Origin of the sequence: Paenibacillus donghaensis (assembly GCF_002192415.1) — a bacterium.
In the GTDB taxonomy this organism is placed as follows: domain Bacteria; phylum Bacillota; class Bacilli; order Paenibacillales; family Paenibacillaceae; genus Paenibacillus_AQ; species Paenibacillus_AQ donghaensis.
The window spans coordinates 2,427,668-2,452,093 of sequence record NZ_CP021780.1 but is presented as its reverse complement, the minus strand read 5'-3'; the positions used below and the strand labels follow the sequence as shown (position 1 = coordinate 2,452,093).

At 48.2% G+C, this 24,426-nt stretch carries 24 protein-coding genes; 4 read left to right on the top strand and 20 right to left on the bottom strand.

Going from position 1 to position 24,426, the window contains the following annotated elements; genetic code table 11:
• Window positions 1–100: 100 nt before the first annotated feature.
• The 5 genes from B9T62_RS10645 to B9T62_RS10625 all read right to left on the bottom strand — a co-directional run bounded on the left by B9T62_RS10645 (window position 101) and on the right by B9T62_RS10625 (window position 5,813).
• On the bottom strand, window positions 101–850 hold the full coding sequence (locus tag B9T62_RS10645; protein WP_087915237.1) for an N-acetylmuramoyl-L-alanine amidase: 750 nt from the start codon (window positions 848–850) through the stop codon (window positions 101–103).
• A gap of 12 nt (window positions 851–862) precedes the next feature.
• Window positions 863–2,521: a vWA domain-containing protein gene (locus tag B9T62_RS10640; RefSeq protein WP_169834364.1), complete on the bottom strand. Its 1,659-nt coding sequence runs from the start codon at window positions 2,519–2,521 to the stop codon at window positions 863–865.
• Window positions 2,522–2,626: 105 nt separating this feature from the next.
• Entirely contained in the window at window positions 2,627–4,144 is a 1,518-nt protein-coding gene (locus tag B9T62_RS10635) for a zinc ribbon domain-containing protein (protein ID WP_087915235.1), read from the bottom strand.
• 2 nt (window positions 4,145–4,146) lie between these two features.
• On the bottom strand, window positions 4,147–4,653 hold the full coding sequence (locus tag B9T62_RS10630) for a zinc ribbon domain-containing protein (RefSeq protein ID WP_087915234.1): 507 nt from the start codon (window positions 4,651–4,653) through the stop codon (window positions 4,147–4,149).
• 245 nt (window positions 4,654–4,898) lie between these two features.
• The gene (locus B9T62_RS10625; protein ID WP_087915233.1) at window positions 4,899–5,813 is read right to left on the bottom strand and encodes a class I SAM-dependent methyltransferase; all 915 of its coding nucleotides are present in this window, start codon (window positions 5,811–5,813) and stop codon (window positions 4,899–4,901) included.
• Window positions 5,814–6,093: 280 nt separating this feature from the next.
• Between B9T62_RS10625 and B9T62_RS10620 the strand changes: the two genes are divergently transcribed.
• The 3 genes from B9T62_RS10620 (at window position 6,094) to B9T62_RS10610 (ending at window position 9,598) form a co-directional block, all read left to right on the top strand.
• Window positions 6,094–7,740: a helix-turn-helix domain-containing protein gene (locus B9T62_RS10620; RefSeq protein WP_087915232.1), complete on the top strand. Its 1,647-nt coding sequence runs from the start codon at window positions 6,094–6,096 to the stop codon at window positions 7,738–7,740.
• Between the two features lie 120 nt (window positions 7,741–7,860).
• Complete coding sequence (locus B9T62_RS10615) at window positions 7,861–8,829, top strand: ABC transporter substrate-binding protein (RefSeq protein WP_087915231.1); 969 nt, start codon at window positions 7,861–7,863, stop codon at window positions 8,827–8,829.
• A gap of 13 nt (window positions 8,830–8,842) precedes the next feature.
• A complete protein-coding gene (locus tag B9T62_RS10610) occupies window positions 8,843–9,598 on the top strand; it encodes a (2Fe-2S)-binding protein (protein WP_157685557.1) in 756 nt (251 codons plus the stop codon).
• Window positions 9,599–9,711: 113 nt separating this feature from the next.
• On the opposite strand, the gene B9T62_RS10605 is transcribed toward B9T62_RS10610, so the two are convergent.
• A complete protein-coding gene (locus B9T62_RS10605) occupies window positions 9,712–10,170 on the bottom strand; it encodes a hypothetical protein (RefSeq protein ID WP_087915229.1) in 459 nt (152 codons plus the stop codon).
• A gap of 181 nt (window positions 10,171–10,351) precedes the next feature.
• Here B9T62_RS10605 and B9T62_RS10600 point away from each other — a divergent pair, with 181 nt between their 5' ends.
• Window positions 10,352–11,911 carry a flavocytochrome c gene (locus tag B9T62_RS10600; RefSeq protein WP_087915228.1) on the top strand — a complete coding sequence of 520 codons (1,560 nt, stop codon included), beginning with the start codon at window positions 10,352–10,354 and terminating at the stop codon, window positions 11,909–11,911.
• 217 nt (window positions 11,912–12,128) lie between these two features.
• On the opposite strand, the gene B9T62_RS40205 is transcribed toward B9T62_RS10600, so the two are convergent.
• From B9T62_RS40205 to B9T62_RS10530, 14 genes are all read right to left on the bottom strand, one after another.
• Window positions 12,129–12,908, bottom strand: a complete 780-nt coding sequence (locus tag B9T62_RS40205; protein ID WP_211296440.1) for a hypothetical protein — start codon at window positions 12,906–12,908, stop codon at window positions 12,129–12,131.
• Between the two features lie 341 nt (window positions 12,909–13,249).
• Window positions 13,250–13,744, bottom strand: a complete 495-nt coding sequence (locus B9T62_RS10590) for a CueP family metal-binding protein (protein ID WP_211296439.1) — start codon at window positions 13,742–13,744, stop codon at window positions 13,250–13,252.
• A 1-nt stretch (window position 13,745) separates the two neighbouring features.
• Window positions 13,746–14,801, bottom strand: coding sequence for an RNA-guided endonuclease InsQ/TnpB family protein (locus B9T62_RS10585; RefSeq protein WP_087915227.1), 1,056 nt, complete (start codon window positions 14,799–14,801; stop codon window positions 13,746–13,748).
• 155 nt (window positions 14,802–14,956) lie between these two features.
• Entirely contained in the window at window positions 14,957–15,355 is a 399-nt protein-coding gene (tnpA, locus tag B9T62_RS10580; RefSeq protein ID WP_087915226.1) for an IS200/IS605 family transposase, read from the bottom strand.
• Window positions 15,356–15,465: 110 nt separating this feature from the next.
• Window positions 15,466–15,672 (bottom strand): hypothetical protein, encoded by a 207-nt coding sequence (locus B9T62_RS10575; RefSeq protein WP_087915225.1) that lies wholly within the window; start codon window positions 15,670–15,672, stop codon window positions 15,466–15,468.
• Between the two features lie 165 nt (window positions 15,673–15,837).
• Entirely contained in the window at window positions 15,838–16,506 is a 669-nt protein-coding gene (gene deoC / locus B9T62_RS10570; RefSeq protein ID WP_087915224.1) for a deoxyribose-phosphate aldolase, read from the bottom strand.
• Window positions 16,507–16,618: 112 nt separating this feature from the next.
• Window positions 16,619–17,554, bottom strand: coding sequence for a DNA-binding transcriptional repressor DeoR (locus B9T62_RS10565; protein ID WP_087915223.1), 936 nt, complete (start codon window positions 17,552–17,554; stop codon window positions 16,619–16,621).
• A gap of 211 nt (window positions 17,555–17,765) precedes the next feature.
• The gene (locus B9T62_RS10560) at window positions 17,766–18,311 is read right to left on the bottom strand and encodes a carboxymuconolactone decarboxylase family protein (RefSeq protein ID WP_087915222.1); all 546 of its coding nucleotides are present in this window, start codon (window positions 18,309–18,311) and stop codon (window positions 17,766–17,768) included.
• An 86-nt stretch (window positions 18,312–18,397) separates the two neighbouring features.
• Window positions 18,398–19,183, bottom strand: a complete 786-nt coding sequence (locus tag B9T62_RS10555) for an ABC transporter ATP-binding protein (RefSeq protein ID WP_087915221.1) — start codon at window positions 19,181–19,183, stop codon at window positions 18,398–18,400.
• Window positions 19,180–20,004 carry an ATP-binding cassette domain-containing protein gene (locus tag B9T62_RS10550; RefSeq protein ID WP_087915220.1) on the bottom strand — a complete coding sequence of 275 codons (825 nt, stop codon included), beginning with the start codon at window positions 20,002–20,004 and terminating at the stop codon, window positions 19,180–19,182. Before B9T62_RS10550 ends, B9T62_RS10555 begins: the two co-directional genes overlap by 4 nt.
• Window positions 20,001–21,008 carry a hypothetical protein gene (locus tag B9T62_RS10545; protein WP_087915219.1) on the bottom strand — a complete coding sequence of 336 codons (1,008 nt, stop codon included), beginning with the start codon at window positions 21,006–21,008 and terminating at the stop codon, window positions 20,001–20,003. Before B9T62_RS10545 ends, B9T62_RS10550 begins: the two co-directional genes overlap by 4 nt.
• Before the next feature lie 31 nt (window positions 21,009–21,039).
• A complete protein-coding gene (locus tag B9T62_RS10540; RefSeq protein ID WP_087915218.1) occupies window positions 21,040–21,873 on the bottom strand; it encodes an ABC transporter permease in 834 nt (277 codons plus the stop codon).
• Window positions 21,874–21,890: 17 nt separating this feature from the next.
• The gene (locus tag B9T62_RS10535) at window positions 21,891–22,808 is read right to left on the bottom strand and encodes an ABC transporter permease (RefSeq protein ID WP_087915217.1); all 918 of its coding nucleotides are present in this window, start codon (window positions 22,806–22,808) and stop codon (window positions 21,891–21,893) included.
• 55 nt (window positions 22,809–22,863) lie between these two features.
• Window positions 22,864–24,399: an ABC transporter substrate-binding protein gene (locus B9T62_RS10530; protein WP_087915216.1), complete on the bottom strand. Its 1,536-nt coding sequence runs from the start codon at window positions 24,397–24,399 to the stop codon at window positions 22,864–22,866.
• Window positions 24,400–24,426 lie beyond the last annotated feature (27 nt).

The window sequence follows — 24,426 nt, the reverse complement described above, 5'->3', positions numbered from 1 at the left end:
GATTTGTTGAGGGAAAATTCTATCAGCACCGTGGAAACGTAAAAGTAAAAAGCCCGCACATGGCGCGGGCTTTTCGTACTAAGCTTAAGATGGTGGAAGTTTATTTCTTTACTTTATAATAAGAATCCAAACCTTTTTTAATCCCTAGAACAATCTTATCCTGATATGCCGCTTGGCTTAACTTCAGGTCTTCTTCCCGGTTTGTCATGAAGCCCATTTCGATAAGCAGAACAGGCACTTTTGACCAGTTGAATCCGGTCAGATCGCTACGTGGAATTAATCCACGCGAGGTTGCCTGTGTTTCCTTAAGCACAGCTTTAGACAAGACCTTAGTGATCTCGAGACTTTGCGGTGCAATTTTCTTTGTGGATGGGCTATCGGCAGAAGGGTATAGAAATGACATCCCTTGTATACTGCGATTGTCATTTCCATCCGCATGTAGTCTAAGGGCGAGATCGGCACCTGCCTGATTACAACGTGTGGCCCGTTCGCTATTAGATATATCTACATTATTACTACGGCGAAGCATTACCACCTTGTAATCATTCTGAAGCACTTTCTCCAGCTTCAATGCCACTTCCAAGGTGAGTTTATATTCGGGTTTGCCGGTGGCCACGCCTTGTGTACCGCTGGACACCTTTGGTTTAACCGTGCGGCTTCCTGGCGATATTGGCTCTTTAGCGTTATTACCTTTGCTTTGGTGCCCGGCATCTATACAGATAACTTTCTGTCCCGTTGCTCTGGCCAGTGATTTAGAACCTGCAGCACTCGCATCAGCTCTTATCGGAACATGGCTTGAGATCAATAAGATCATGATAACTAAGATGATAACACTCGATTTCACACGCATTATATACTCCTATCAGTTTGGCCAAGGATCGCCACTAAATAATTTTTTCACTCCGTTATCAGTACATAAGGAGCCTGGGTCAGAGGGGTCACGATAGATAGAGCACTCTTCTCTCCCAAAGTTACTTACTTGCCAATTACCTGATGTTTGACTTCGAACAAGTGTATAAGTATTCAAATCTGCCTCATAGACCTGTTCGTTATCGAGTAGAACCGGAAATAGCTTGAAAAATTTGATTTTGTATGCTCCATCCTGAACCTGGCTTATGGAATCAATCCGGTAGTTCTCCAGCGGATCAATAATCTTTGGTGTGCCTTTGGCGTTTGCATTCCCATAGTCTATCTCAATACGTTTTTTGAGATTGTTATAGAACTCCGAACCTTCCTGTACATTATCTTGAACCAGAGAGAAATCCAACAGGTTGACTGATTGCGCATAATTGACCTGATATTCGAACAAGGCATTCTGCACAGCAATGGAATTGTTGTCGAGCTTCCGTTCATATGTCAGTGAGGTAGTCTCTGCTTGTTGCTGTGGAGCGTTCATGTTCATTATGAACGAAAATTCTTGACCCGGAGCCACTTTTTTTGCCGGAAGATAAGTCAGCTTGTACTGCTTCACATATCTTTGGAAAACCGTATCATAGATGCGTTTCAGCTCTGTCTGCAGGTCATCATCCACACTCAGGAAAAAATGTTGTCCGCCCGTTTCATCCGAAATATATGATAATTTGTCATCTTCTCCTCCAAAACCCACCATGTAGATTGGAATCCCCAATTGTCTTGACAGATCAATAACAGATTCAACTGAAGAACCATAGTTAGAGTCTATGCCATCTGTGAACGCAATTACATACTTTGGCCCCTGCTGCTCATTCGTATCATATAAAGCTTTGGTTAAGGAGTCATACAGAGCGGTCTCTCCACCATCGGATTCCAAAGAGGAGAGTTGACTGCTAACCATGCTCCGGTTAGAAGTAAATGGAACATCAGCAACAGCCGGAACATAGCTTGAGAAAGACAAGACCTCGAATTGCCCTTTGGCTGCAGCAGGAATATTGTCAATGAATTGCACCGCCGCTTCTCTGACCAGATCCATCTTGGAAGTATGTACATCAGCATTGGGCTGGTCTTGCATACTGCCGCTTTTGTCAATAACCAGATTAACACTGACCGTGTCACTATCTTCTACCAAGGAAAGGCCATAAACCGGCTGTCCGTTTACAGTGAACATGTCTTTACTAAGCGACATTGTTTCAATTTCCTGCTGAAGGTCCTGATCTTCGAATAAAGAGAAATATACATCCACCCCCGCTTTCTCGTACTGGGAGGAATCCACCTGATTAACTTTGATAAAAGCTGGTTCCACCGGGGAAACCGTTTGTGAAGGAGTTGCTTCTACCGCTTCGGTTGGTACGGGTGGTGCGGGTGAAACCACGGGCTCACCTAATGAATCTGACGTCTCAGCTTGAACAGTCTCCACCTTAGCTTGACTATTATCACTCAGAGTCCCCCGCCAGGCATAAATACCTCCTGCCAACAGCAATACTGCGATAATCGCAAGTGTTGGAATCTTCCACGAAGTAGATTTCTTCTTCCTTACAAGGTGAATCTCAGTCGAAGGTACTGCTTCAAGCTGTGGCTGTGGCTCACCAAGATCTGTTTCTCCCATTAACGCACCGCCGCATTTTTTGCAAAAACGATCATTCGACGATGCCTCTGTACCGCATTTACCGCAAAACATATTCATTCCCGCCCTACTCTATGTGTATTTAAATTAATGGAGCTTTTGCGATACAAAAGAACCAACCAGCAGCATCAGTAATGAAATAATAAAACTGGTAAGGAATACGTAGCCCATACTAAAATTCAAATAAAAAGTACTCATGAACCAGCCATCCTCTGATTGCCCACCACCTGCCATCGTGAAGCCAATCAAAGATATTTTAGCCAAAAAAGCCATCATGGCACCATAGGTGACGCTGAAAATACCAATGGAAGACAGAAGGTTAGGACTTTGTCTTAGGGTTCTAACATATCCATATCCTACCCATATCAAAATTATGAGAGTAATAAATAGGCCACAGTACACATAACCATCTAGAAAATGCGGTGCCAGAAAAAAACCGTTGTAACCATTCAAATCCTCCACGCTGTCTGAACGCAGGCCGGCTAGTAATGAGTAATGTAGCTTCTCCCCCTCTCCGCCAAAATGAATCGTTCCCAAATGGGATAAATTCAATAAATAGAGCCCTAACTGGGGGGCCAACAGGAGGTTGGCAGAAGTAGAAATCTGTTGCCCAAACTTCATCGCCATAATAACAAATGTCAGTAAAGACAGTGTGGCCAGACCTATAACAACTGCGCGAATCGCTTGTGCAACTGCACTCTCCTTTAAGAGCCACTTCTTATCGCTATGTATACGGGTATACAATCTGTATCCAATCCAGCTAAACAAGGTACCCAGTAGCCAGCCAAAGAATAATGCTTCTACCCAAGAAAACGAGTAAACCAACTTTGAAGACTGGTCGTAGGTATACATTTCCATCCCGATCTGTTTGGAGAATCCCGCCAGCCTGGATACGATTAGCAGACTTCCACCATAATATAAACCGATTACCATGGAGACCAAGAAACCTTCCCGCTTCTCGGAGAGACGATAGATACGGGCTGACAAGTACCCCCCGAAGACCAGCGCTACAAACGGCACCACCAGCAGAGCTATCAGCCCCATATGGATGTTAAGCCCCTGACTTCCGAACAAATCAACATCTCCATTTATGTGCATACTGGAAGAGATAAGATTAACAGCCATGGCTGTCTCGGAAACTCCAAATATCGTAAAATTACTGTCTATTTCATATTGATTCAATAGCTCTATGTAAGGATTTTCTTCACTCATCAGCTCAGGTATTTGCTTATTCAGGGTAATACTGATGACCATGCTAAGGATTAACAGGACAGCAACAGCCGCAACACCGCCAAGCATCCCTCTTGTTAAAAACGATTTGATATCTACTCCACATCTGAAAGTGGTTATCCTACGATTGTCCGCATTCCCTGGCTTAAGGATTGATGAAACCGACGTTTGAATAGCTACATGACTGCCAGCCTCCTCACCACATGCGCTGCAGTATGCTGCGTGTCTCGCCATGGATACTCCGCAAGCTGAACAATATCCCGCTTCTATAGGCTGTAAGTGAATCTCACTGCTGCTGAGCTGCAGGTCATATCCGTCATTCCCGCAATACAAAGCATAATCCGCATTTTTCATGCCACATTTGGCGCAGTACAAGGTTAACTCCCCTCCTGCATAACATCCATAGTGGCAATACCGCAACAAGGACAGAAGACTGACGATTGCGCAATCTCTGCTTCACAACCGCTGCAGATCTTCAATGACTGAGTAGTGTCCAATTCATACTGTAAATTTTTCGAACCACATGCCGTGCAATAAGGCTGGTCTTCCGGCAAAAAAGTCCCGCATTCACATTTCACATGGTTAGGGAGAAGTATATTTATTTGTTCTATCTGTTTCAATGTCTCATAAATGAGTCTATCCTGCGCAGTAATGGGCCGCACCATCTGAAGTAGCTCTTCGTTCTGAATACGACCATCTCGTATCATCTTATGTACCATCTTTCCTAACTCAAGATAGATCTTAGTCTTCTGCTGTGACGCCTCTTTCACCTTATGCTGCAGCGAAGTGATCTCTTGATGATTCTGTATTTTTCTCTTTCTCTGTTCCAAGCCCTCCTTCACATGATTCAGGCTAATGCCCAGTTTGTTTTGCTCTACAGACACTTTTTATCCCCCTTGCTTATTCTTTTCATCTTGTTGTGATGCCATGGTACTTTCGTCTCAGACATTGCTTGTACATAATTCGACACCATACAAAATATCCCTCCTTTCTCAGCACTAAAGAGTGACATTTGTTCCAGCCCCCGATTAACAATAATAGCGCCCTGCTGGGAAACTAAAAACAGAAAGAGCCCGGTCTGAAGCAGGCTCTTTAAGCTGTTATTATCGCAGTTCAGACATTTGTAAATCTATCGTTTAACCGCCAAGCAATAATTCACATTATCGAATGCTGTGATGGGCTGGCCAGGCTGGCTGTCATTGTAGGCTTGAAACAGCTGACCGGTAATTTGGGCTGGTGTCAAATGCTGATAGATCAATAAGTTGACGTCTTCCAGCATGTGTTCCAGCTCCGCATAGGAATAGCTTGCCTGCATCGGCTCACCTGCGCGCGCGGTCATCATCACCTGCTTCTGCGTGCGTTCCCCCGCTTGTGGAGTGAATGTATGCTCATCAGGATAATCGAAGACAATACTGCTGCCGCTTGGGAGCAACTTCGCAATGGCTGACAAGAACGACTTAAACACATCTTTGGGCAAATAGTAGCTGATACCCAGCAGGCTGCAGAAGCTGATTACACTCAAGTCAAAAGCATGGCTGTCCAGCATCCGGCTCTGCCAGTCCGGTTCGCTAAAGTCCGCTGAAATGTAATGCAGATTCGACGGCTGATCCAAGTTCAGAGCCGCTACGCGTCTGCGTTTGTCATCTGCTGTGGCAGGATGATCAATTTCAAAAATTTGCAGCTTCGATGCCCACTCCGGCTGCCGGTAAGCGAAGGTATCGTACCCTGCGGCAAATATAAGATATTGCCTTGCACCGTGCACAGTGGCGACCTCAAGGGCCTGTTCGGCGAATGCAGCCCTGCCAAGCGGTGATGGGGACAGCTGGTGGTCAACGACTCTGCGCAGCGCCTGCTCCTGTGTGCCTACAAATCCCGGCTGGAAAAAAGCAATCCCTTGTGACATGTTGCCGGCAATACCCTCGTATTCCTCATCGGTTAACAGTTGTCTGGCAAGTGAATCATCAAAAATCTTGAGCTGATTAAGCTCCGCGTGATACGCTCTGGAGAACGCGCTGACGAGTGCAGTTAAACTCTTATTTTTCATTATCCTTCACCTCATTTCTGTTGTACCATTTAGCCTGCATAGTAAACAACGCTTGATTTTTACGCTGTTTTATGGTATAATTTAGGGAGTATTTTTTGAATATTCACATTTCCGCCATATTTAAGGCGTTTTTTTATATCTTATAGAATGTCAACAATAAAGAAGCGTAAGCTGCCCTAGAGCAGCTTACGCTTCTTTATTGGCCGATGCGGAGGCTTTAGGGCAAAGCCGGATAGATATTTATCTGCACGTTGATGCATAGCGGAAGGTGGTGCGAAGAATGTACGGTAAGGATGGCGTCCCGCCTGCGGGAACATACGAACAGCTTGATCAGATGTGGTTCAGGCTTAGAAGCATCGAACAGAACAACAGCCCCAAGGGAGAGTGGTCACTGCGGCTGCAATTCCTTGAATCGCATATGCTCCTTATTCCGGTATTCGGCCGGGGTTGGATAACGGTAGATGGCAAGTATTTTGAACTCAGAGCGGGATTTGTGTTTGTTTGCCTGCCCGGGCAATTGGTTGAAGCCCATTTGGAGGGTTCAGGAGACCAGAGATTATACATTCTGCGGTTTGATGTATTTGAGCAGCATGGCATGCCTGAACGTCAGGAACGGATAAGCTCATCGGATCTTCATATGCATTTCCCTCTGAAAGGAGAAGCAGCCATAGCTTCAACTATCACATTTAGCAAACACTGTGAGGCCATCGCCAGTTCCATGGGAAGCACGAACCCCTTGCAGCGGCTGCGTGCCCATAGCGGATTCTATGAGCTGCTGTATAGTCTGCTGAGCGATGCCAGCCAGCTGCAGCTGAGCGATGCCGAGGCTGTTTTGGAACGGGTCAAGACTTATATAGAGCAACATTATCGCGAAGATCTCTCCATCCAACTGCTGGCCAGCGAAGCAGGAATTAGTGCAAGGCATTTCATCAGACTGTTCAAGCAAAAATATGGTCTCAGTGCTATTGAATACCTGACCGAATACCGGATCAGACAAGCAAGGAGCCTTATGCTGCCTCAAACAAATTATGAGCTGAAAGATATTGCTGCTTATGTCGGTTACAAGGACATACCCTATTTCCGGCGCAAATTCAAGCAAATTACCGGTGTAGCTCCGGCAACATTCATGAGAAATGCCAAGCTGAAAATTGCCGCTTACCACGGCAGCCTGATTGGGGCACTGCTTACCCTGAATATTATTCCCTGCGCAGCTCCAGCTGACCATCCTTGGACTGAATATTACCGCCGTAAATATGAGTCTGGTGCGGTACTGCCGCTTGCCCCAGATCATGATATCAGAATACAGCAGATTGTCTCCCTCCATCCTGATTTCATTCTGGGGCTGGAGCAATCGCTAAGCCCGGACATACAGCAGCAGCTTCAAGAGATTGCACCCACTCATCTCGTGCCCTGGTTACGAATGGATTGGCGGATGCAATTAAGATTCATCGGAGAATGCCTCAACAAGTCGAAGGAAACGGCGGCATGGTTGGACAAATATGAGCGCAAAGCCCAGGCCGTCCGGGCGGGCTTAGATCACGAACTCGCCAAGGACAAGCTTCTCATTGCCCGAATATCCGGACAGAAGATTACGGTGTTGTCTAATCGAAGCTTGGGCGAAGTTCTCTACGATGATCTGCATCTACTCCCGGCGTCCGTTGTTAATCGTAATCTTAGCCATCAGACGTTGACGCTGGAAGAGTTGGGGTCTACGGATGCGGACAGGCTTCTGTTCATTGTGGATGAGGATGCCCACTCTCAGGCCGTCTGGTCTGAGCTCAGAGACAAGGAGTCGTGGAAGAATCCTGATCCCGCCGGAAATTCGCGCGTTGACCACCTCCCTCCCTTCCCTTGGACAGAGTATACATCGTTCACACAGGAGCTGATTCTGGACCTGACATTGCGTCTTTGGCGTAAAAGCACATAAAATATTGGCGGGATCGTCAATAGGCGAATCCAAAAGTTTGTTTTATACTCCTAACAGTGATATTGATTCTCACTCGCAAGTGAGTCTTAAGGTATCGAAAATCGGGAGGTTATAGCATCAATGAGACAGATAAGACTAGGAATGGCGTTGCGTATGGCTGTCGTGCTGGTGCTGGTATTGGTGATGGCCGGTTGCTCGGAGAACAGTGGACAAGCAAAGGTACCCCCCACAGCTGAAGTTGACGTTCGTGTAGTGAACAGTGAAAAAGGCGAGATTAAGATCCCCGCCAATCCAACCAAAATCGTCGGACTCTCCGTAGTCTATCCGGAGTTTCTGCAAGCATTAGGCGTTACACCCATAGCTGTGCAGAACTATCATGCGGATTTCCCTACCTATCTGCAAGAGCCGTTCAAGAACACAATCAAAATGAGTATTGCTGAAACCCCTAATTTTGAAATGATACTGGCCGCTGACCCTGATCTTATCCTCGCTCCAGTATGGTGGTCAGACAAGGACTACGATCAGTTATCCAAGATCGCACCGACGGTTCTGCTGCCGCAGCGCGATGACTGGCGCGATGAACTGAAGGATATAGGCGAGGTCCTGGGCAAGCAGGATATTGCAGAGAAGGTCATTCAAGATCTGGTTGCCCAGGAAGCTGAAGCCAAGCAGAAGCTTGATGACCTGGTTGGCAACGAAACCGTGATGTATATGATGGTTATGCCTAACAGCTTCATCCTCTACGGTGATCAGATCGATCGCGGAAAGTTTATTCATACCACGCTTGGGCTGGAGATGATTCCGAACTTCCCTGATAAAGATCCATCATTATCCATATCACTTGAGAAATTGCCGGAGTATAATCCCGACCACCTCATTATTCAGCTGAATGATGAGAACAACGCTGAAGTTAAGCAAACCTATGAAGATATGCTGGATAGCCCTCTTTGGAAGAACATGAATGCGGTCAAGAAGAATCAGGTGTACACGATGGCCGGCAAGGATTGGTTTAACCTTGGCATGTCACCGCTGGCGAACAGCTATGCGATTAATTCGGTTCTTAAAGCCTTTGAAGGCAACTCGAAATAAAGGGGATTTAAGGATGTGCGAAACCGACGAGATGCAATGGGCAGAACGTTTTTTCATCCATTCGGAAGCTGTGGAGAATGCAGTGGTTACTTTATCGCTAACCGAATTAAGCCTGCCTGCAAATGCTGAGCATCTGCTAATAACCTATGCTGCCATGCTCGGAACAGATGACAAGCGTTTGGCAGCTGCCTTCTTTTGCAGCTGGTACGCCGGAATTTGCGGAGCCAAACATGCACTGCTCACGGCTGCACACCCGATGGCTCATGCCTTGTGCCTGAGCAACATGTCTGTACAGCTCATCCGCACTGAGGGGTTCCCCATGTTCTCCTTCCATGTCCATGAAAATCGGGACGATCTCTGCCACAAGCATGGTTCTGTGGAAGAATTGCTGGATGAGCTTGGTTTGTTCTATAAGAATGATGTGAGACCGATTATTCTTGCTCTTGCCGAAGCCGCACAGGTCAAGGCGGTTATGCTATGGAAACAAATTTACAATCAGCTATATGCCTATATGGAAGAGGATTTGGAGAACGCAGCAGGGCACAACAGCGGCCTTATCATAGAGCGGTTCAAATCTATGACCTGGGAACTTGAATCGGAGGTATTCGGACTTCGCAGCAATCCGTTCCGCATCATTCCTAAATTCAGAACGGACCCAAACCCTCCGCACCGCAGCATATCTATTAAGGCGACCTGCTGTCTGGCCTATCAGCTCAGAGCGGATCATGGATACTGCAGTAGCTGTCCTATACTCTGCCGGCTGGAGTGATTGGAGAACAACACAGATAAAGAGCCTGCGTTAAGCTGCGGGCTCTTTATGCTGTAGTTATGACGATGAAAGCTTGTAGACAGTACCCAGGAGGAGGAACATCTCAAAAGCACTCACTCAAAGGTCTGTTCCAGTGCTTGCGGGTAGAAAGGACTTATTATTTTATATGCGTTTAAGTGCGGATTGTTTAAATCATTGTCATAAATGATCATATGATGTTTGCCCTTCAAAATAATATCAAATCGTTGCTTGCGGTCAGCCTGAACTATAGTAATATAGTAGCTGAATTTTTTGTCAGAGCTTACATTTCGGGCCGATTTCATTAATTGAACATGAGAGAAATCACCAAAAATTCTTCCAATGACAGCAGGATCAGTAATAACAACGTCTTTTTTCTCACCGGGAACAGACGACAATCGTGTTATTTCTAGAGAGGCGATTTCTTCCAAACGGATGGTGTTGGCTACGATTCGTTTAAACGAAGTATAACGGCTTGCTGTATAGGTTATCAAAGAAACACCTACCCCTGTCAGAAGCGCGCCGACAAGCATGTATTTTCCATTTTTATCCACAGTTCCTGTTCCTCCCTGTAATACGATTCTGTAAGCTACAATTATAAATCTATAAAGACATCGGTGCAAATCTGCTTACTTTAGTTACTAAACTTTTTAATTAATTACTTATGGTTCCAAGGACAGCCTGCTAGGCGTTATGATTATTGTGAAAATATGCACAAGGGGGCACGGGTTACACATGAACAAGAAACTAGCCACTGCGCTTATTCTCGTTCTCTCTGTCATGCTTGTTATCGCAGGTTGCGGAAACAATAACAGCAACGGCAACGTGAGCAGCAACGAGAGCAAGAGTAAGAACAAAGAGACAACAGCAGCTACTACGAGCGAGGCCAAAGAAACTGAAGCCGTTTCGGGAGCATCCGAAGCCAGCTACACGCCGTACGATCAATTGAAAGATAAATATGATATCATCATTGTTGGTGCGGGCGGCGCCGGAATGACTGCTGCACTCGAAGCCAAAGCAAACGGTATGAACCCCGTTATTCTGGAGAAGATGCCGGTTGCCGGCGGAAATACAACGAAATCCTCCTCGGGAATGAACGCTTCCGAGACCAAATTCCAGAAAGAGCAAGGTATTGAAGACAGCAATAATTTATTCTATGAAGAGTCATTAAAAGGCGGTCATGATACCAACGACAAAGAGATGCTTCGTTTCTTCGTTGACCATTCGGCAAGTGCTATTGATTGGCTGGATACGATCGGGATTCGCTTGAACAATATCACGATTACAGGCGGGATGAACGAGAAGCGCACCCACCGTCCTGAAGACGGCTCGGCCGTCGGACAATACCTTGTCACAGGGTTGGTCAAGAATGTTCATGAGCAAGACATCCCACTGTTTGTGAATGCAGATGTCAAAGAAATCACGGAACAGGACGGCAAGGTCAACGGCGTCAAAGTCCTCTTTAACCAGGCTGACGAGAAAGTAATTACAGCAAGTGCTGTCGTTGTGACCACCGGCGGTTTCGGCTCTAACATGGATATGATCACCGAAGTTCGACCTGATCTGGAAGGTTACGTGACCACGAACCAGATCGGCAGCACCGGAGACGGCATCAAAATGATTGAGAAGCTTGGCGGCATAACCGTTGATATGGATCAGATCCAGGTTCACCCGACGGTGCAGCAAGAGAAATCTTATCTTATTGGGGAAGCGGTTCGCGGAGAAGGGTCTCTACTGATCTCAAGCGAAGGCAAACGTTTCACTAATGAGCTGACTACCCGCGATAAAGTCACCGCTGCCATCAATGAGCTTCCTGAGAAATCAGCTTATCTGGTCTTTGATTCCGGGGTAAAGAGCCGGGTTAAAGCAATTGAGCAATATGACAAAATGGGATTCGTCATCCAAGGAGATACTATTGAAGCTCTGGCTAAAGAAATGGGTGTTCCGGAAGCTCAGCTGAAAACAACACTGGATACCTGGAACAGCGCAGTGAAGAACAAACAGGATGCCGAATTCGGCAGAACAACAGGCATGGACAACGACTTGTCCCAAGCTCCCTATTATGCCATCAAGATCGGCCCTGGGATTCACTACACAATGGGCGGCGTTAAGATTAATACCAACACCGAAGTATTAACCAAAGACGGCGCAGCTATTCCGGGCTTGTTCGCGGCAGGTGAAGTTACCGGCGGCTTGCACGGTCAGAACCGGATCGGCGGCAACTCGGTAGCAGAAATTATTATTTTCGGCCGTCAAGCCGGCGTGAAGGCTGCTGAATTCGTAAAAGCACAATAAGATCAGCTACTCCCTTTACTCTGATCGACAACAAAACGCTTGGACTCATTAGAGTCCAAGCGTTTTTATATGTACTGACGTCGTTGCCCTTTCATTTGTCTTTCCTTAGGGCCGATATGTGCTGACCAGACCGTTTATTCAATTGAAGACAGGCAGCCTTACTACCTCTCTGTTTGTTACCAAACAGAAGAAAGTCGTTGAAATCTTAGCAACCCTATCAGAGCAGCACCACGGAATTCACCGCTCCCCGCGCGCATTGCAGCAAGGTCTCATACAACCGGGCAGACAACCTGTCATAATCTTGCTCCCGGCCCTGCAGATGGGCGGCATAGGGAGGACTGTCATTCCAGGAGCCCATGCCTCCGAACACCCAGGCTTTGTAGACTGCATTCAGCAGGGCGCGCGCTCTGTCCGTATATACAGCGGGTAATTCAAACGACAGCTGCGCAGCAGGGCCTGTTCCCTTAAGGATGCCTATGGCAGGTTCAAAGAAGCTGCTCGACCAGAACGCCTCCCCAATCTCCACAGCCAATTCAGCGATCTGACTCAGCACCTCTTCCAGCTTCCCGGCTAATTCAACCAGCGGAATAAACTCGCGGGCTTCCTTGTGACCGGCTGTGATCTTCTGCTCGGTATAAGTAATCTTCCATCTGGTCTGGGAGCGGTATTGATCCATCCGCCACTCCACACGCCACAACGATTCACCGGACGTTCCGAGGGTGGTTACCCCGCTTGGTGCCCCGCTGCCAACAAACACGCTGTTATTCCAGGCTGATGCAGAGACCAGGCCGTTTAACATCAGACGCTGACAGCCCTTCTCCTTCAGCTCTGCCAGCCATTTCGGCCATGTCCAGCTCTGTCCGCCCCCTTCTGCTACGAATCGTACAGCAAGATTATCCGTTCGCTGCAACTCTTTATGGAAAGCATCGGCACCATTAATCAGATGCCCATTCCCCAGAGCAGTAATCAACAACAGCTGATGCAGTTCACCGTTCATATGTATCCTCTCATTTCATAGAAGAATCGATCCCTCCCAAACCCTCCCTTTCAAGGGAGGGCCCCAGAGGGCTCTGCCCTCTGGACACCCGCAAGCTTGGCGAATGAGTCTGGCGGTACTGTGACTAGGAGGCTGAGGTGTAAGGAGCGCTTATCCCTGCGGGACCGATTGGACGCCCTCTGAGGCTGGCCGCTATCCCTGACGGGATGCGCGGCCAGGGGTTAAGGTCAAGGACGGGCTGTTCCTGCGGAATGCGCAAGACCTTATCTTTTAAAAAGTAAATCAAAATTTCCTATACATCAAGAAACCCGCACAGGCGCGGGTTTCTGCACTCCAGCTTGTTAACTTAGCTGCATCGTTGTAACACAAGTATCGTCGCTCTCAAACGTCGAAAGTTCGGCTTCCGATTGTCTTCCCTCATGTTCTACAGTTACGCGATAGGTCTGATCACGCGGCAGCCACAGGTCAATAAATCCATTAGACTGTGATTTCATCAGGGTTGTATCCATAACGGTGTTGCCTTCCGAGTCGTCAATTGTCACACTAAATTCTTCATCTGCCAACTCGCCTTGGCAGCCGGTCAAGCTATGGGTAGCGCAAGGATGCGTATGCTCTATATAAGGCGCGATTGACAGAAAAAAATCATCCTTAGGCAAATCGTAAGTTGTGGTTTTCTGATCCTCGCCAGTCACAATAAGTTCCCTGGATTTGACACTCCCACAGCTAAAGCAGTGGGATTCTTGGGTGATTAAGTCGAAGTGCATTTCTGCGATCGAAGTATGACCCCAAGATTGGGCTGTGCCATCAGCCCTTCCTAAGACAGTGCGTTTTAGCATCTTAGGCTGATTGACTATTACCACCAATCACAGGTGCGTGAATAATATTCATTGCACCGACTTTATCACGATGAGTATGAAACCCACATGGACACGAATATTTTCTATCTATCGCTTTATTTAGCGTAGAGCAAGATGGACATTTTTGCGATGTATACGCAGGATTCACATATTCCACTTTGATCCCTGCCATATTTGCTTTGTATTCAATGAATTGTGCCAAGCGATTGAATGACCATGTGTGCAAATTCTTTTCGTTTTTACGACTTGTTCTTGTCGTTTTTCTGATGTTTGTCAGCTTCTCTAAGCGAATGACAGACACTTGATTCTCCATGGCAAAATTGACAACTTGTCTACTTACTTTGTGGTCCTTATCTTTCATCCATCTTTGTTCTTTATGATCCAGTTTACGAATAGCACGTAGCTTTTTCTTCTTTCCTAATCCTTTTCGTTCACTACGGAACTTGCGTTTCATATATTTGTTTTCTCTACCATTTCCAAAAAATCTCGTCTTTCCTTCGCTAGTCACAGCAACAGCAGGGACTTTTAATCCTAAATCAATGCCTATTGCCTGCTCGCCTGTTGTTGTCTCTGTAGGAATTTCAAGTGAAACTTGAGCAAACCATTTTCCTGATTTCTCAACGATTCTCATAAGACCACATTTTGCATTTTGAAGAAATTGTTTATCTCTTTCTGTTAAAACAGCAGGAAAAATCGTCTTTTTCACTTTGTTGTCCACGATGATAGGAAAAGCAATAGAGGAATGGCCAATGGAATAGTTTTGGTTGTTGATATAGTAGGTTGGTTTCTTTAATATTGGACGCTTCATTTCCTTCTTCGTTTTCTTAAATACGCTTTTAGCATCACGAATCGCTTGATTAAGTACAGCAGAAGGGAGTTTAGCTTCTACATCTTTCGTTGTGAGTTTGGGGAATGAACCTTCTTTTTCTGCTTGTTCTGTTAATGAATTAATAGCTCGAATATATTCTCTACTTAATAACTTTAATTCGATTGAGTTACTTGGAAAGAATCTTATCTTTATAGTGACGGACTGCATAAGTTTTCACCTCTCTCCTTAATTTGTTGGCTCTTTTGATTGATTTATACTCGTCAAATGTTGATTCTCTAATTAAAGACCAGCCACCTAGCCAAAATATTTGTCGTATATATCCCTTTGGCATTTTAATTTGAGACTTATCGCAATCGTTTCTATCACCCCCTTGTTTTTTGTTGTTCAACATATCTTTTAATCGTTTCACTAGACACATTTCCTGCGGTACTTACAAAGTATGAACGTGTCCAAAGTGAAGGCAAATGAGCTAAATGTTTAAACTCCTCTCTCAGTCGTTTAGATGTGACTCCTTTAATTTTTGCCATAATATCAGCAGGACTAAATGTCGGCAAAGCATTCAAAAATAGATGTGCGTGATCTTGATCTGTTTCGATTGCGATAATCTCTATTTTCAAATCATCACAAACATCTTTAATCAACTCCTTAAATCTACTTTCAACATCAAATTTAAGAAAGATTTTCTTTCGATATCGTGGACAAAAAACAAAGTGATAATTGATTAGCGATACGGTTGTGTTGGTTCTTCTATAATTATCCATACATTAATTGTATCAGTTTATGTTTAAAACTGAAACATGATAACCAAAAAATGTTGGAACATTAACGTGTCTTAGGACACGCCTGTTCCAATCTCGCTATCATCCCACACCTAAAGGAGTGGGCTTTCTCGCTCAAAAAATTCTGTAATTGAAGCCGACTGGGCTGTTGCCTTACGTGTACTTAAATCTTGTACCAGTTGCTTCATTTCCGGCATCTGCTGCTTGCTGGTTTCTTCTGTTGCTGTATTTCCCGTTAATAGATATGCTCCTATCATGACAGCAACCAATCCGCCAACTGCCATGGTTCCCTTTTTCATCTTGGATTCAACCCCTTGCTCTTTTTTATCATTATAATATAGGTTGGGCTATTGCAGGCAGGGTGAAGTATTTTGTACACGGTTTTATCATATTTGTCCTTATTTGAAGTCCAGAAATGCAAAGAACCCGCGCTTGGCGCAGGTTCTTTATACTGAATTGCTCAATTAATAGGAAGACGAAGACTGCTCGCCTTGCATAATCTTCACACCGGAGCTGGCGCCAATCCGCGATGCCCCTGCAGTGATCATCTGCTCCATATCTTCGCGGCTGCGGATGCCCCCGGAAGCCTTCACACCAAGCTTATCGCCTACAGTCTTGCGCATTAGCGCTACATCATCTGCTGTTGCTCCGCCTGTGGAGAACCCAGTAGAGGTCTTCACGAAGTCCGCACCGGCCTTGGCAGCCAAGGCACTGACGGTCTGTTTCTGCTCATCGGTCAGCAGGCAGGTTTCAATAATCACCTTGACCGTTGCCTGGCCGGCCGCCGCTTCCACGACTGCACGGATATCTTGTTCCACTGTATCAAGCTCCCCATCCTTCAGAGCGCCAATGTTGATCACCATATCTACTTCTCCAGCTCCGCCTGCAATGGCATCCTTGGTTTCAAATGCTTTGGTCGCACTTGTGCTTGCTCCCAGCGGGAAACCAATCACTGTACATACCTTCACCTCACTGTCGGCCAGCTGTTTGGCCGCGTAGGATACCCATGTCGGATTGACACAGACGGAAGCAAATTTATATTGCTTCGCTTCCTCAATCAATTGGCTGATTTCTGCTCGGGTTGCATCTGCACGCAGCAGTGTATGGTCAATCATTCCAGCTAAATTCGACATCTTCAACACACCATCCTCTGTTCTCATCTTGTATCTATGTATTTACGATACCACGCACCTGAACATTTGTAAACTATTATTAGAAATTATGTTCACAGGCGCATCTGATGCTCTACCTCAGTAATGCCTGAGCCGTATATTGATCCGTGATCAGAATATTGGCGTATCGCCCGGCAAGCGCAGCCTGAATTGCCTCGATCTTGCGTTGTCCTCCAGCTACGAGAATAGATTTCTCCTTCTTACGCAGCTCTCCTAGATCTATGCCAACTGTCCGACCGTTAATTTCTTGACTGCAGATCTTCCCTGCCGCATCGAAGAAGCGGGAACAGATATCCCCGGCCCCGCTGCGGGAGAGCAGCTGCTGTTCCTCCTGCGTGAAATAACCCAGCCGGAACAGCAGCGCGTCCTCTTTTACCGTTCCTACGGTGAAGACCGCAATATTAGCTTGTCTGCCCAGCTCAATTATCCGCGCAATGTGACGATCCTGTTCAACCATTTGCTTCACCTGCACATTATCGAAAACAACGGGCAGCGGCAAATAACGCGCCTGAGTATGAAAAGCCCCTGCGACCAGATTCACGATCTCAGCCGCATAGGTATTTACCTGCGAATGACTCACGCCGCCCTTGAGCTGCACAACTTCCACGCCCCGCAGCGGCTTGGACTCAAGCTGAAGCGCTACGGCATGCATGGTGGTTCCCCAGGTCACCCCAATAATATCCCCGTCCTGAGCAATATCATGAATATATTCGGCCGCTTGCTTACTGATATGCTTCTTGATCTCTTCATAGTCATTCTGCGGGGAGTAGCATAGCTGGACCGTGTCGAGCCGATATCTCTGCTTTAGTTCTCTGGCGAGAATATCCAGATCTTCGGAAGGATCAACAATACTGATCTTCACATAACCCTGGTCCTTGGCATGCTGCAGGAGCCGCGAAACGGTAGGCCGTGATACGCCCAGCTTAAGCGCAATCTCCTGCTGGCCGAGATCCGACTGATAATATAACCTTGCTGCTTCAATACTGAGGCGCTGTTTCTCGATATCCATATGCCCTCACTCCCTTCGTTCGATTACTACGAATATAGAGTTCATTATACTGTTTGGTCTAGGAAGCGTACAACTGAGAGCTTTTCAGTTGCGTTATGCATATCCAGCCTTAACAAGTTCTGATCCTCAACAACAACAAAACAGCCACCCCCACAAACCGGGAGTTGGCTGCAAGTGCAGCTTGCTATGAAGTCTCTACAGCTTAGCGTAATCAGCCTTTGGCAGGGAGAATATCCTTGCTGAACTCTACTTCAAACAGATATTCATCCAGATCAACCTTCATGGCTTCGTTAAAGATGTTGGAAGCGATCATTTTGCAGCCGACGGTGGTGATCAGCACAATCTCTTCATTCGAGAAATGCTTCTTCAGCCCTTTGTAGATTGACAGATCAATATTATTGGCATTACTCACCAGGCCGCGGCCGTAGGCAATCAGCACATTCTCAATGTCGGTGAATTCGAATTCATCAAAGGCCAAATCGAGATCACGGAGCAGTTTGGCATGATAAGTCGAGCAGACCAGGCAGTCATTCTCTGTCGAAATGGCATAGCAATAGAAGTAAACCGCACGGCTGCCGATGATCTTCTGCAGCTCGTTGCGCACCGGGTAGAACTCCATGGCCCGGAAAGAAGGCATGGAATAGAGCAAGGTCCGAACCATGTTGGTGATGCGGGCGTTGCTTTTTGTTTTCTCCTCGACCAAAGCCCGAGCTTCCGTTGACATTTCTTCAACCTGTAATGCTGGCACAATACTCATGATGTAATTCCTCCTAAAAGTTTTGTGAGCGTTACTGCTCCGATTCAGCTTCGTACAAAACTCGCTTCGGAAGCATTCGTTTAGCTCTATTCGAAATAAGGAATATCGATTCTCGGAATCGCCTGAATCAGCGATTGGGTATACGCATGCTGCGGATCAGCAAATATCGCCTGGGTAAGGCCAGTCTCCACCACTTCGCCTTGCCTCATGACCATCACCCGCTGGGAGATGCTATAAATCACCTCAAGCCCGTGGGCAATGAACAAATAGGATATTCCACGGCGCTGCTGCAGCTCTTTCAGCAAATCGAGGATTTGCGACTGTATGGTCATGTCCAGTGCCGAGGTAGGTTCATCACAGACGATAATGGACGGCTCAGCCGCCAAAGCCCGGGCAATCCCCACCCGCTGGCATTGCCCTCCCGACAGCTCGCGCGGATAGCTCAGCTTATAATGGTTCGGCAAGCCAACATCCCTAAGCAGCTGATCGACGCGTGAGTCTACTTCTTGCTGCGGCAGCTTGAAATATAGCTTCAACGGCTCGGCCAATATATCCCAGACCTTAAGCCGAGGATTCAGCGACGAGACCGGGTCCTGAAAAATATACTGAATGTGCCGCTTCGCCGCAAGCGGCCGTTTCGCGCCGGCACTCAGCAGCTTGCCATCCATGGCAATGTCGCCGGAAGTCACCGGGATCATGCCGGCAATCATCTTGGCTACTGTGGTTTTGCCGCTGCCGGATTCCCCAACAATGCCTAGCGTCTCCCCTTTCATTAAGGAGAAGGAGACGTTTTTGACGGCAGCGAAGGGAGTACCGTTTTTCATGCGATAGGTCTTGTTCAGCTGCTTGGCTTCCAATACCGGCGGGTTCATTTGGTAGCCTCCCCTTTGAAATAGATTCGAGGCATACTGTTAAGAAGCTTCCGGGTGTAAGAATGTTGTGGATTCGTAAAAATCTGTTCCTTCGTCCCCTGCTCCACCAGCTCGCCCTTGTTCATGACCAATACCCGGTCCGCCATTTCATAAACAACACCCAGATCGTGGGTGATGAACAGCAGCGTCATGCCATATTGCTGTTTGAGCCTGCGGATCAGCTTCAGAATATGGGCCTGGACGGTAACGTCCAGCGCAGTGGTCGGCTCGTCGGCGAGCAGCAGCTTCGGCTTGGACGACAGCGCCATGGCGATCATAACACGCTGTCTCATCCCGCCCGACAGCTGGAACGGATACTGCTTCATCACTTCGTCCACGTTGCGGATCTCCACCTGCTGCAGCAGCTGCTTGGCTTCAGCCAATGCCCCCTTGCGGCTCAGCTTCGGCGAAGCATGCAGCCGGATCACATCCACCATCTGGGTACCGATGGTGTAGACCGGATTAAGTGCGCTGAGCGCATCCTGGAAGATCATCGCCATCTGCTGTCCACGGATGGCATCCATCTCTTTCTCGCTGAGGGCAAGCAGATCCTTGCCCTCGAATAAGATCTGTCCCTTGCGGTAAGAAGCCGTAGCTTCCGGCAGCAGCTGCATGATGGATTTGGCGGCCACGCTCTTCCCGCTGCCGGACTCCCCGACAAGACAGACCGTCTCACCGGCGTGAATCTCAAAGGACAAGCCGGAGAACACCGTTGTATCGCCTTTTTTGGTGTTGAAGCCAACACTCAGATTGCTCACTTCTATTAATGGATGATTACTCATGGGCAAGTCTCCTTGAACATAGGAAATACCGGCAGCTCTGTCTGCCCATCCGCCAGCAGATGATTCAGGGCAGCATTGGCCAGCGCCAGATCAAAGATGGACAAGCCAAATGCATTGAACATCAGCTTCTTCCCTTCCTGCTGCCTGATTATCGATCGCTCAAGAATAAGCTCCTCCAGCAGCACGACCTTCTCCCCGATGGTTGGCTGTTGTCTTGCCAGCCGGAACAACGATTGGCTGCTGGTAAGGATTCCGCCCTGATAATCGTCGCAGACAATGGTATCGAAGCCATTCACTGCAGCGGCGGCTATATCTCCTCTTCCGATATGCAGGTACAACTGTCCCTTCACGAAATGGGAGGGACTGAGGTAAGGCTCGGCCGCCGAGGTCGCCGCGATCACGATGCGGGCAAAATCCAGCGATTCCGGCAGCTCGCGGTGAACCCGCCAGACTAGCAGCCGGCCTTCGAACCGGCTGCTCATCTCTTCGATGAATAACTCAGCATGGCTGAAGGTACGGCTCCAGACATGCACTTCCTTCAGATGGTGCAGATACGGCAGCACACCGAGCAGCTGCTGGCGGGCCTGGAAGCCCGTTCCGCAGATCAGCAGCGAGTCTGCAGCGGGATCAGCCAGATATTTGACCGCTGTGGCTGATACCGCCGCCGTCCGCAGGCCGCTGATCAGCTGGCCTTCAATCAACGCTTTGGGAACACCGGTCTCCAGCTCGTTCAGCAGAATGACAGGATGCGTATAGACTTGACCGGCAGCCGCCGGAGGCACATGTGAGGACCACTTGATGCCGGCCACATGTTCCTCTCTAAGATACGCGGGCAAGGAATAGTACGCACCCGCTTCCGGCTGATCGGGAATCATGGCAATTTCCTGGGCGCCTGCTGTGGTTCCGGCGGCTTTTTGCCTGAAGATGTGTTCAATAATCGGCTGAGCGACGCTCATATCGGCAATCCCGCTGCTAATGATCTGTTCACGCGATAAGATGTACATACGGGCAACCTCCTTTCCCTGGCCGGGAAAGCTACTGCGCTTTCTCTCTTAACCAGTCACTGAGCAGATTAATGGACAGGATGACGAAGGCAATCACTAATCCCGGCAACGTGGACAGCCACCAGGCTGAGCTGATGTAGCTCCTGCCGTCGTTAATCATGCCGCCCCATGACGGGGTCGATACATCAATACCCAGACCCAGAAAACTGAGCGACGCTGCAAGCAGAATCATTCGTGACATCTGCAGCGCAGCCTGGGTCACAATCGTATAGAAGGTATTCGGGAAGATATGCCGCCTCATCACTGCAACATTCGGTACCCCCATCGCCTGTGCCGCCTGCACATATTCCAGCTCCCGCAGTGACAGCACCTGGCTGCGCACTACACGGGCAAAGGTTACCCAGCCTGTAATGGATAATACGATGACAATGTTCGTCAGACCGGAGCCCAGCACCGCCACCATTACGATAGCCAGCAGCATGCTGGGAATGGACATCTGAATGTCAGCGAGCCGCATTAGCAACGCATCGATTTTGCCGCCGTAATAGCCTGCGATAATGCCAATGATGCTGCCGAAGACACCGGAGATGACAACCGCGAGAATACTCATCCACAGGGATAATCTCCCCCCGTACAGCAGTCGGCTGAGCACGTCTCTGCCTAATTGATCCGTCCCGAGCAGGCTGATTCCCTCATGGGAGTTAAAGGCGTTGAAGGGCGCAATGAAGATGTCCTGCAGCGACTGCTTATATGGATCAAAGGGAGCAAACAAGGGGGCAAACATCGTCACCACAAAAATCACACTCAGCGACACGATGCTGACGACGCCCTTGGTGTTGCCACGAAGTAGAGATTTATTGTTCATGGTGATTCCTCTCTTCATTATTGCACTTTAATTCTGGGGTCGATCAATAGATAAATTAAGTCCGTTATAAAGTTAATGAAAATATAAATGATGCTGATGATCAGTATGCTGGCCTGCACTAGCGGGAAATCACGGTTACTGACTCCTTGGATAATCAGCTGTCCCACCCCCGGCCAGGAGAAGATTGTCTCGGTAACCACCGCTCCGGCAATCATGACCCCAAACTCCAGACTGATAACTGTAATTACCGGGAGAAAAGCATTCTTCAGCCCCCGCTGCAATACACGCCGCCGCTTCGAGAACCCCTGCGCTTTGCTTGTTGTCATATAACTCTGGTCAATGACCTCAATCAGCGAAGCCCGCATTGTGCGGGCAATCGGCGCAATCGGATATGCAGCCAGCGTAAGTGCGGGCAGCATCAGAGATGTCAATCCCCGGTTGCCGGAGGTCGGCAGCAGATGCAGGTTGACGGCAAAGATCAGGATCAGTACAATGCCGACCCAGAAGACCGGCAGGGACTGGATGAGGAATACGCCTCCGCTCAGTGCATGGTCGACGAAGCTGTTCTTCTTATAAGCGGACAGAATCCCCGCCCCAAGGCCCAGCACTACGGCGATGAGAATGGCCGATACGGCCAGATCAATGGTAGCAGGCATCCGGCCAAGCACCAGCGACAGCGCCGAATCCTTGTAATACAAGGAATTGCCCAAGTCGCCGGTGACCAGATTCTTGAGATAATCGATATATTGGATCCACACTGGCTGGTTGAAGCCCAGACTCTCCCTGAGCGCCGCCACCTGATCTTCACTGGCTTCAGGCGGCAGCATCAGACGGGCCGGGTCGCCGGACAGGCGGATGATAAAGAATACGATGGTCGCCGCTCCCAGCACAGCCAGCAGCGACTGCAAAAAGCGCTTGAGCACATAGCGTTTCAATCTAAACCCACTCCCCATTTCCGGCCTTGAATATCAACTCCGCGCTCAGGCATCCTTATTGGTTCGCGGCGGTGATGGTGCTTACCGGAATCGATCCATCCACACGTCCATTCCAGTTCAAATCGCTTGCTATGCCATAATACTGGTTCTCCTGGTACAGGAAAATACGCGGCGCCTCCTGCAGCACCTTTTCCTGAATTTCTTTGTACAGGGCGGTACGGCGCGCTTCATCTGTCGTGGATCTGGCTTCATCCAGCTTGGCATCCACATCCGGGTTGGCATACGTAGAGTAAGATTCTCCAGAACGCAATATCGCATAAATAGCCGCATCCGCATCCAGTGTGTTGGTACTGCTCCAGCCTAGCACATACATGCCGGATTGCTTGCCGGATGGCACCAAGGTACGGTAGACAGAGCTTTCGACATTATTGACGGTAATGTTGATCCCTACCGCCTTCAACTGCTCGGCAATGACCTGGGCGACATCAGTGTTCTTAATGTACCAGCCTACGGTATCAAGCTTGGAAGAGAAGCCGTTCGGGTAACCCGCTTCGGTCAGCAGCGCTTTCGCTTTTTCCGGGTCATATTCATAGGCATCAAATTCTCCGGCATACCCGAAGTCCTTCGGTCCAATCAGACTGTTCGTTTCCACGGCCGCACCCTGCAGCACATTCTCCACAATCGACTTCACATCAATGGCATAATTCAGTGCCTGTCTGACTTTCGGATTGTTGAACGGCTCTTCTTCTGTCTTGAGGCCTACATAAACGGTGTTCCCCGCTCTTTCGACGGTGGACAGCTTCGCTGTCGTTGAGGAAGTCACTTTCTCACGGTCTTCGGGAGAAACTGCGGTAATGATGTCCACTTCATTATTGAGCAGTGCGCTTACGCGGGTTGAGGCCTCGGGAATGGAGCGGAAGGTCACCTTTTTGACTTCCGGCTCTCCGCCCCAATAATTCGGATTGGCTTCCAGCTCAACGCTGCTGCCCTTCTCCCAGCTTACGAATTGGTAAGGACCGGTTCCAACCGGCTTCTGGGCGAATTGTTCCTGGCCTGCTTCTTCGGTATACTTCGGTGGCAAGATTTCAGTAGGATAGCGATTGAAGCGGGTCGGCACCAACGGATCAGGCTTCTTGGTGATCACATGTACGGTATATTCATCAATCACTTTGACTTCCTGAAGAGTAGAAATATAGCTGGCCGTCGGCGCATTGTTATCGGGGTTCAGCACCCGGTCAATAGAGTATTTCACCGCTTCGGCGTTGAAGGTCTCATCATTGGTGAACTTCACGCCTTGGCGCAGCTTGAATTCCCAGGTCGTATCATCCACTTTGCTCCAGCTCTCAGCCAGCCCCGGGACCAGCTTCTCGTTCTCGTCGCGTTTGACCAGGGTGTCGAAGATATTGTCAACCACTTGCGCATTCTCGGTCAGAAACCCCGGGTCCAGTCCAGTAATGTCAAAAGCGCGGGCAATGGTAATCTCCAGCGGTCCTTCAGCAGCGCTATTGCTTGAGCCTCCGCTCGTTGTGGAGCAGCCGGCAATCAGAATTGTCAGCGCCATCAGAATGGTAAGTAATTTCGTCTTGTTCATGTGTGTTTCCCCCTGTTGTAGATAGTT

Coding starts and splice junctions, on each gene's coding strand:
- B9T62_RS10645 (WP_087915237.1), bottom strand. CDS start 850: ATGCGTGTGAAATCGAGTGTTATCATCTTAGTTATCATGATCTTATTG.
- B9T62_RS10640 (WP_169834364.1), bottom strand. CDS start 2,521: ATGGGAGAAACAGATCTTGGTGAGCCACAGCCACAGCTTGAAGCAGTA.
- B9T62_RS10625 (WP_087915233.1), bottom strand. CDS start 5,813: ATGAAAAATAAGAGTTTAACTGCACTCGTCAGCGCGTTCTCCAGAGCG.
- B9T62_RS10620 (WP_087915232.1), top strand. CDS start 6,094: ATGTACGGTAAGGATGGCGTCCCGCCTGCGGGAACATACGAACAGCTT.
- B9T62_RS10615 (WP_087915231.1), top strand. CDS start 7,861: ATGAGACAGATAAGACTAGGAATGGCGTTGCGTATGGCTGTCGTGCTG.
- B9T62_RS10610 (WP_157685557.1), top strand. CDS start 8,843: ATGTGCGAAACCGACGAGATGCAATGGGCAGAACGTTTTTTCATCCAT.
- B9T62_RS10600 (WP_087915228.1), top strand. CDS start 10,352: ATGAACAAGAAACTAGCCACTGCGCTTATTCTCGTTCTCTCTGTCATG.
- B9T62_RS40205 (WP_211296440.1), bottom strand. CDS start 12,908: ATGAACGGTGAACTGCATCAGCTGTTGTTGATTACTGCTCTGGGGAAT.
- B9T62_RS10590 (WP_211296439.1), bottom strand. CDS start 13,744: ATGCTAAAACGCACTGTCTTAGGAAGGGCTGATGGCACAGCCCAATCT.
- B9T62_RS10585 (WP_087915227.1), bottom strand. CDS start 14,801: ATGCAGTCCGTCACTATAAAGATAAGATTCTTTCCAAGTAACTCAATC.
- tnpA (WP_087915226.1), bottom strand. CDS start 15,355: ATGGATAATTATAGAAGAACCAACACAACCGTATCGCTAATCAATTAT.
- B9T62_RS10575 (WP_087915225.1), bottom strand. CDS start 15,672: ATGAAAAAGGGAACCATGGCAGTTGGCGGATTGGTTGCTGTCATGATA.
- deoC (WP_087915224.1), bottom strand. CDS start 16,506: ATGTCGAATTTAGCTGGAATGATTGACCATACACTGCTGCGTGCAGAT.
- B9T62_RS10565 (WP_087915223.1), bottom strand. CDS start 17,554: ATGGATATCGAGAAACAGCGCCTCAGTATTGAAGCAGCAAGGTTATAT.
- B9T62_RS10560 (WP_087915222.1), bottom strand. CDS start 18,311: ATGAGTATTGTGCCAGCATTACAGGTTGAAGAAATGTCAACGGAAGCT.
- B9T62_RS10555 (WP_087915221.1), bottom strand. CDS start 19,183: ATGAACCCGCCGGTATTGGAAGCCAAGCAGCTGAACAAGACCTATCGC.
- B9T62_RS10550 (WP_087915220.1), bottom strand. CDS start 20,004: ATGAGTAATCATCCATTAATAGAAGTGAGCAATCTGAGTGTTGGCTTC.
- B9T62_RS10545 (WP_087915219.1), bottom strand. CDS start 21,008: ATGTACATCTTATCGCGTGAACAGATCATTAGCAGCGGGATTGCCGAT.
- B9T62_RS10540 (WP_087915218.1), bottom strand. CDS start 21,873: ATGAACAATAAATCTCTACTTCGTGGCAACACCAAGGGCGTCGTCAGC.
- B9T62_RS10530 (WP_087915216.1), bottom strand. CDS start 24,399: ATGAACAAGACGAAATTACTTACCATTCTGATGGCGCTGACAATTCTG.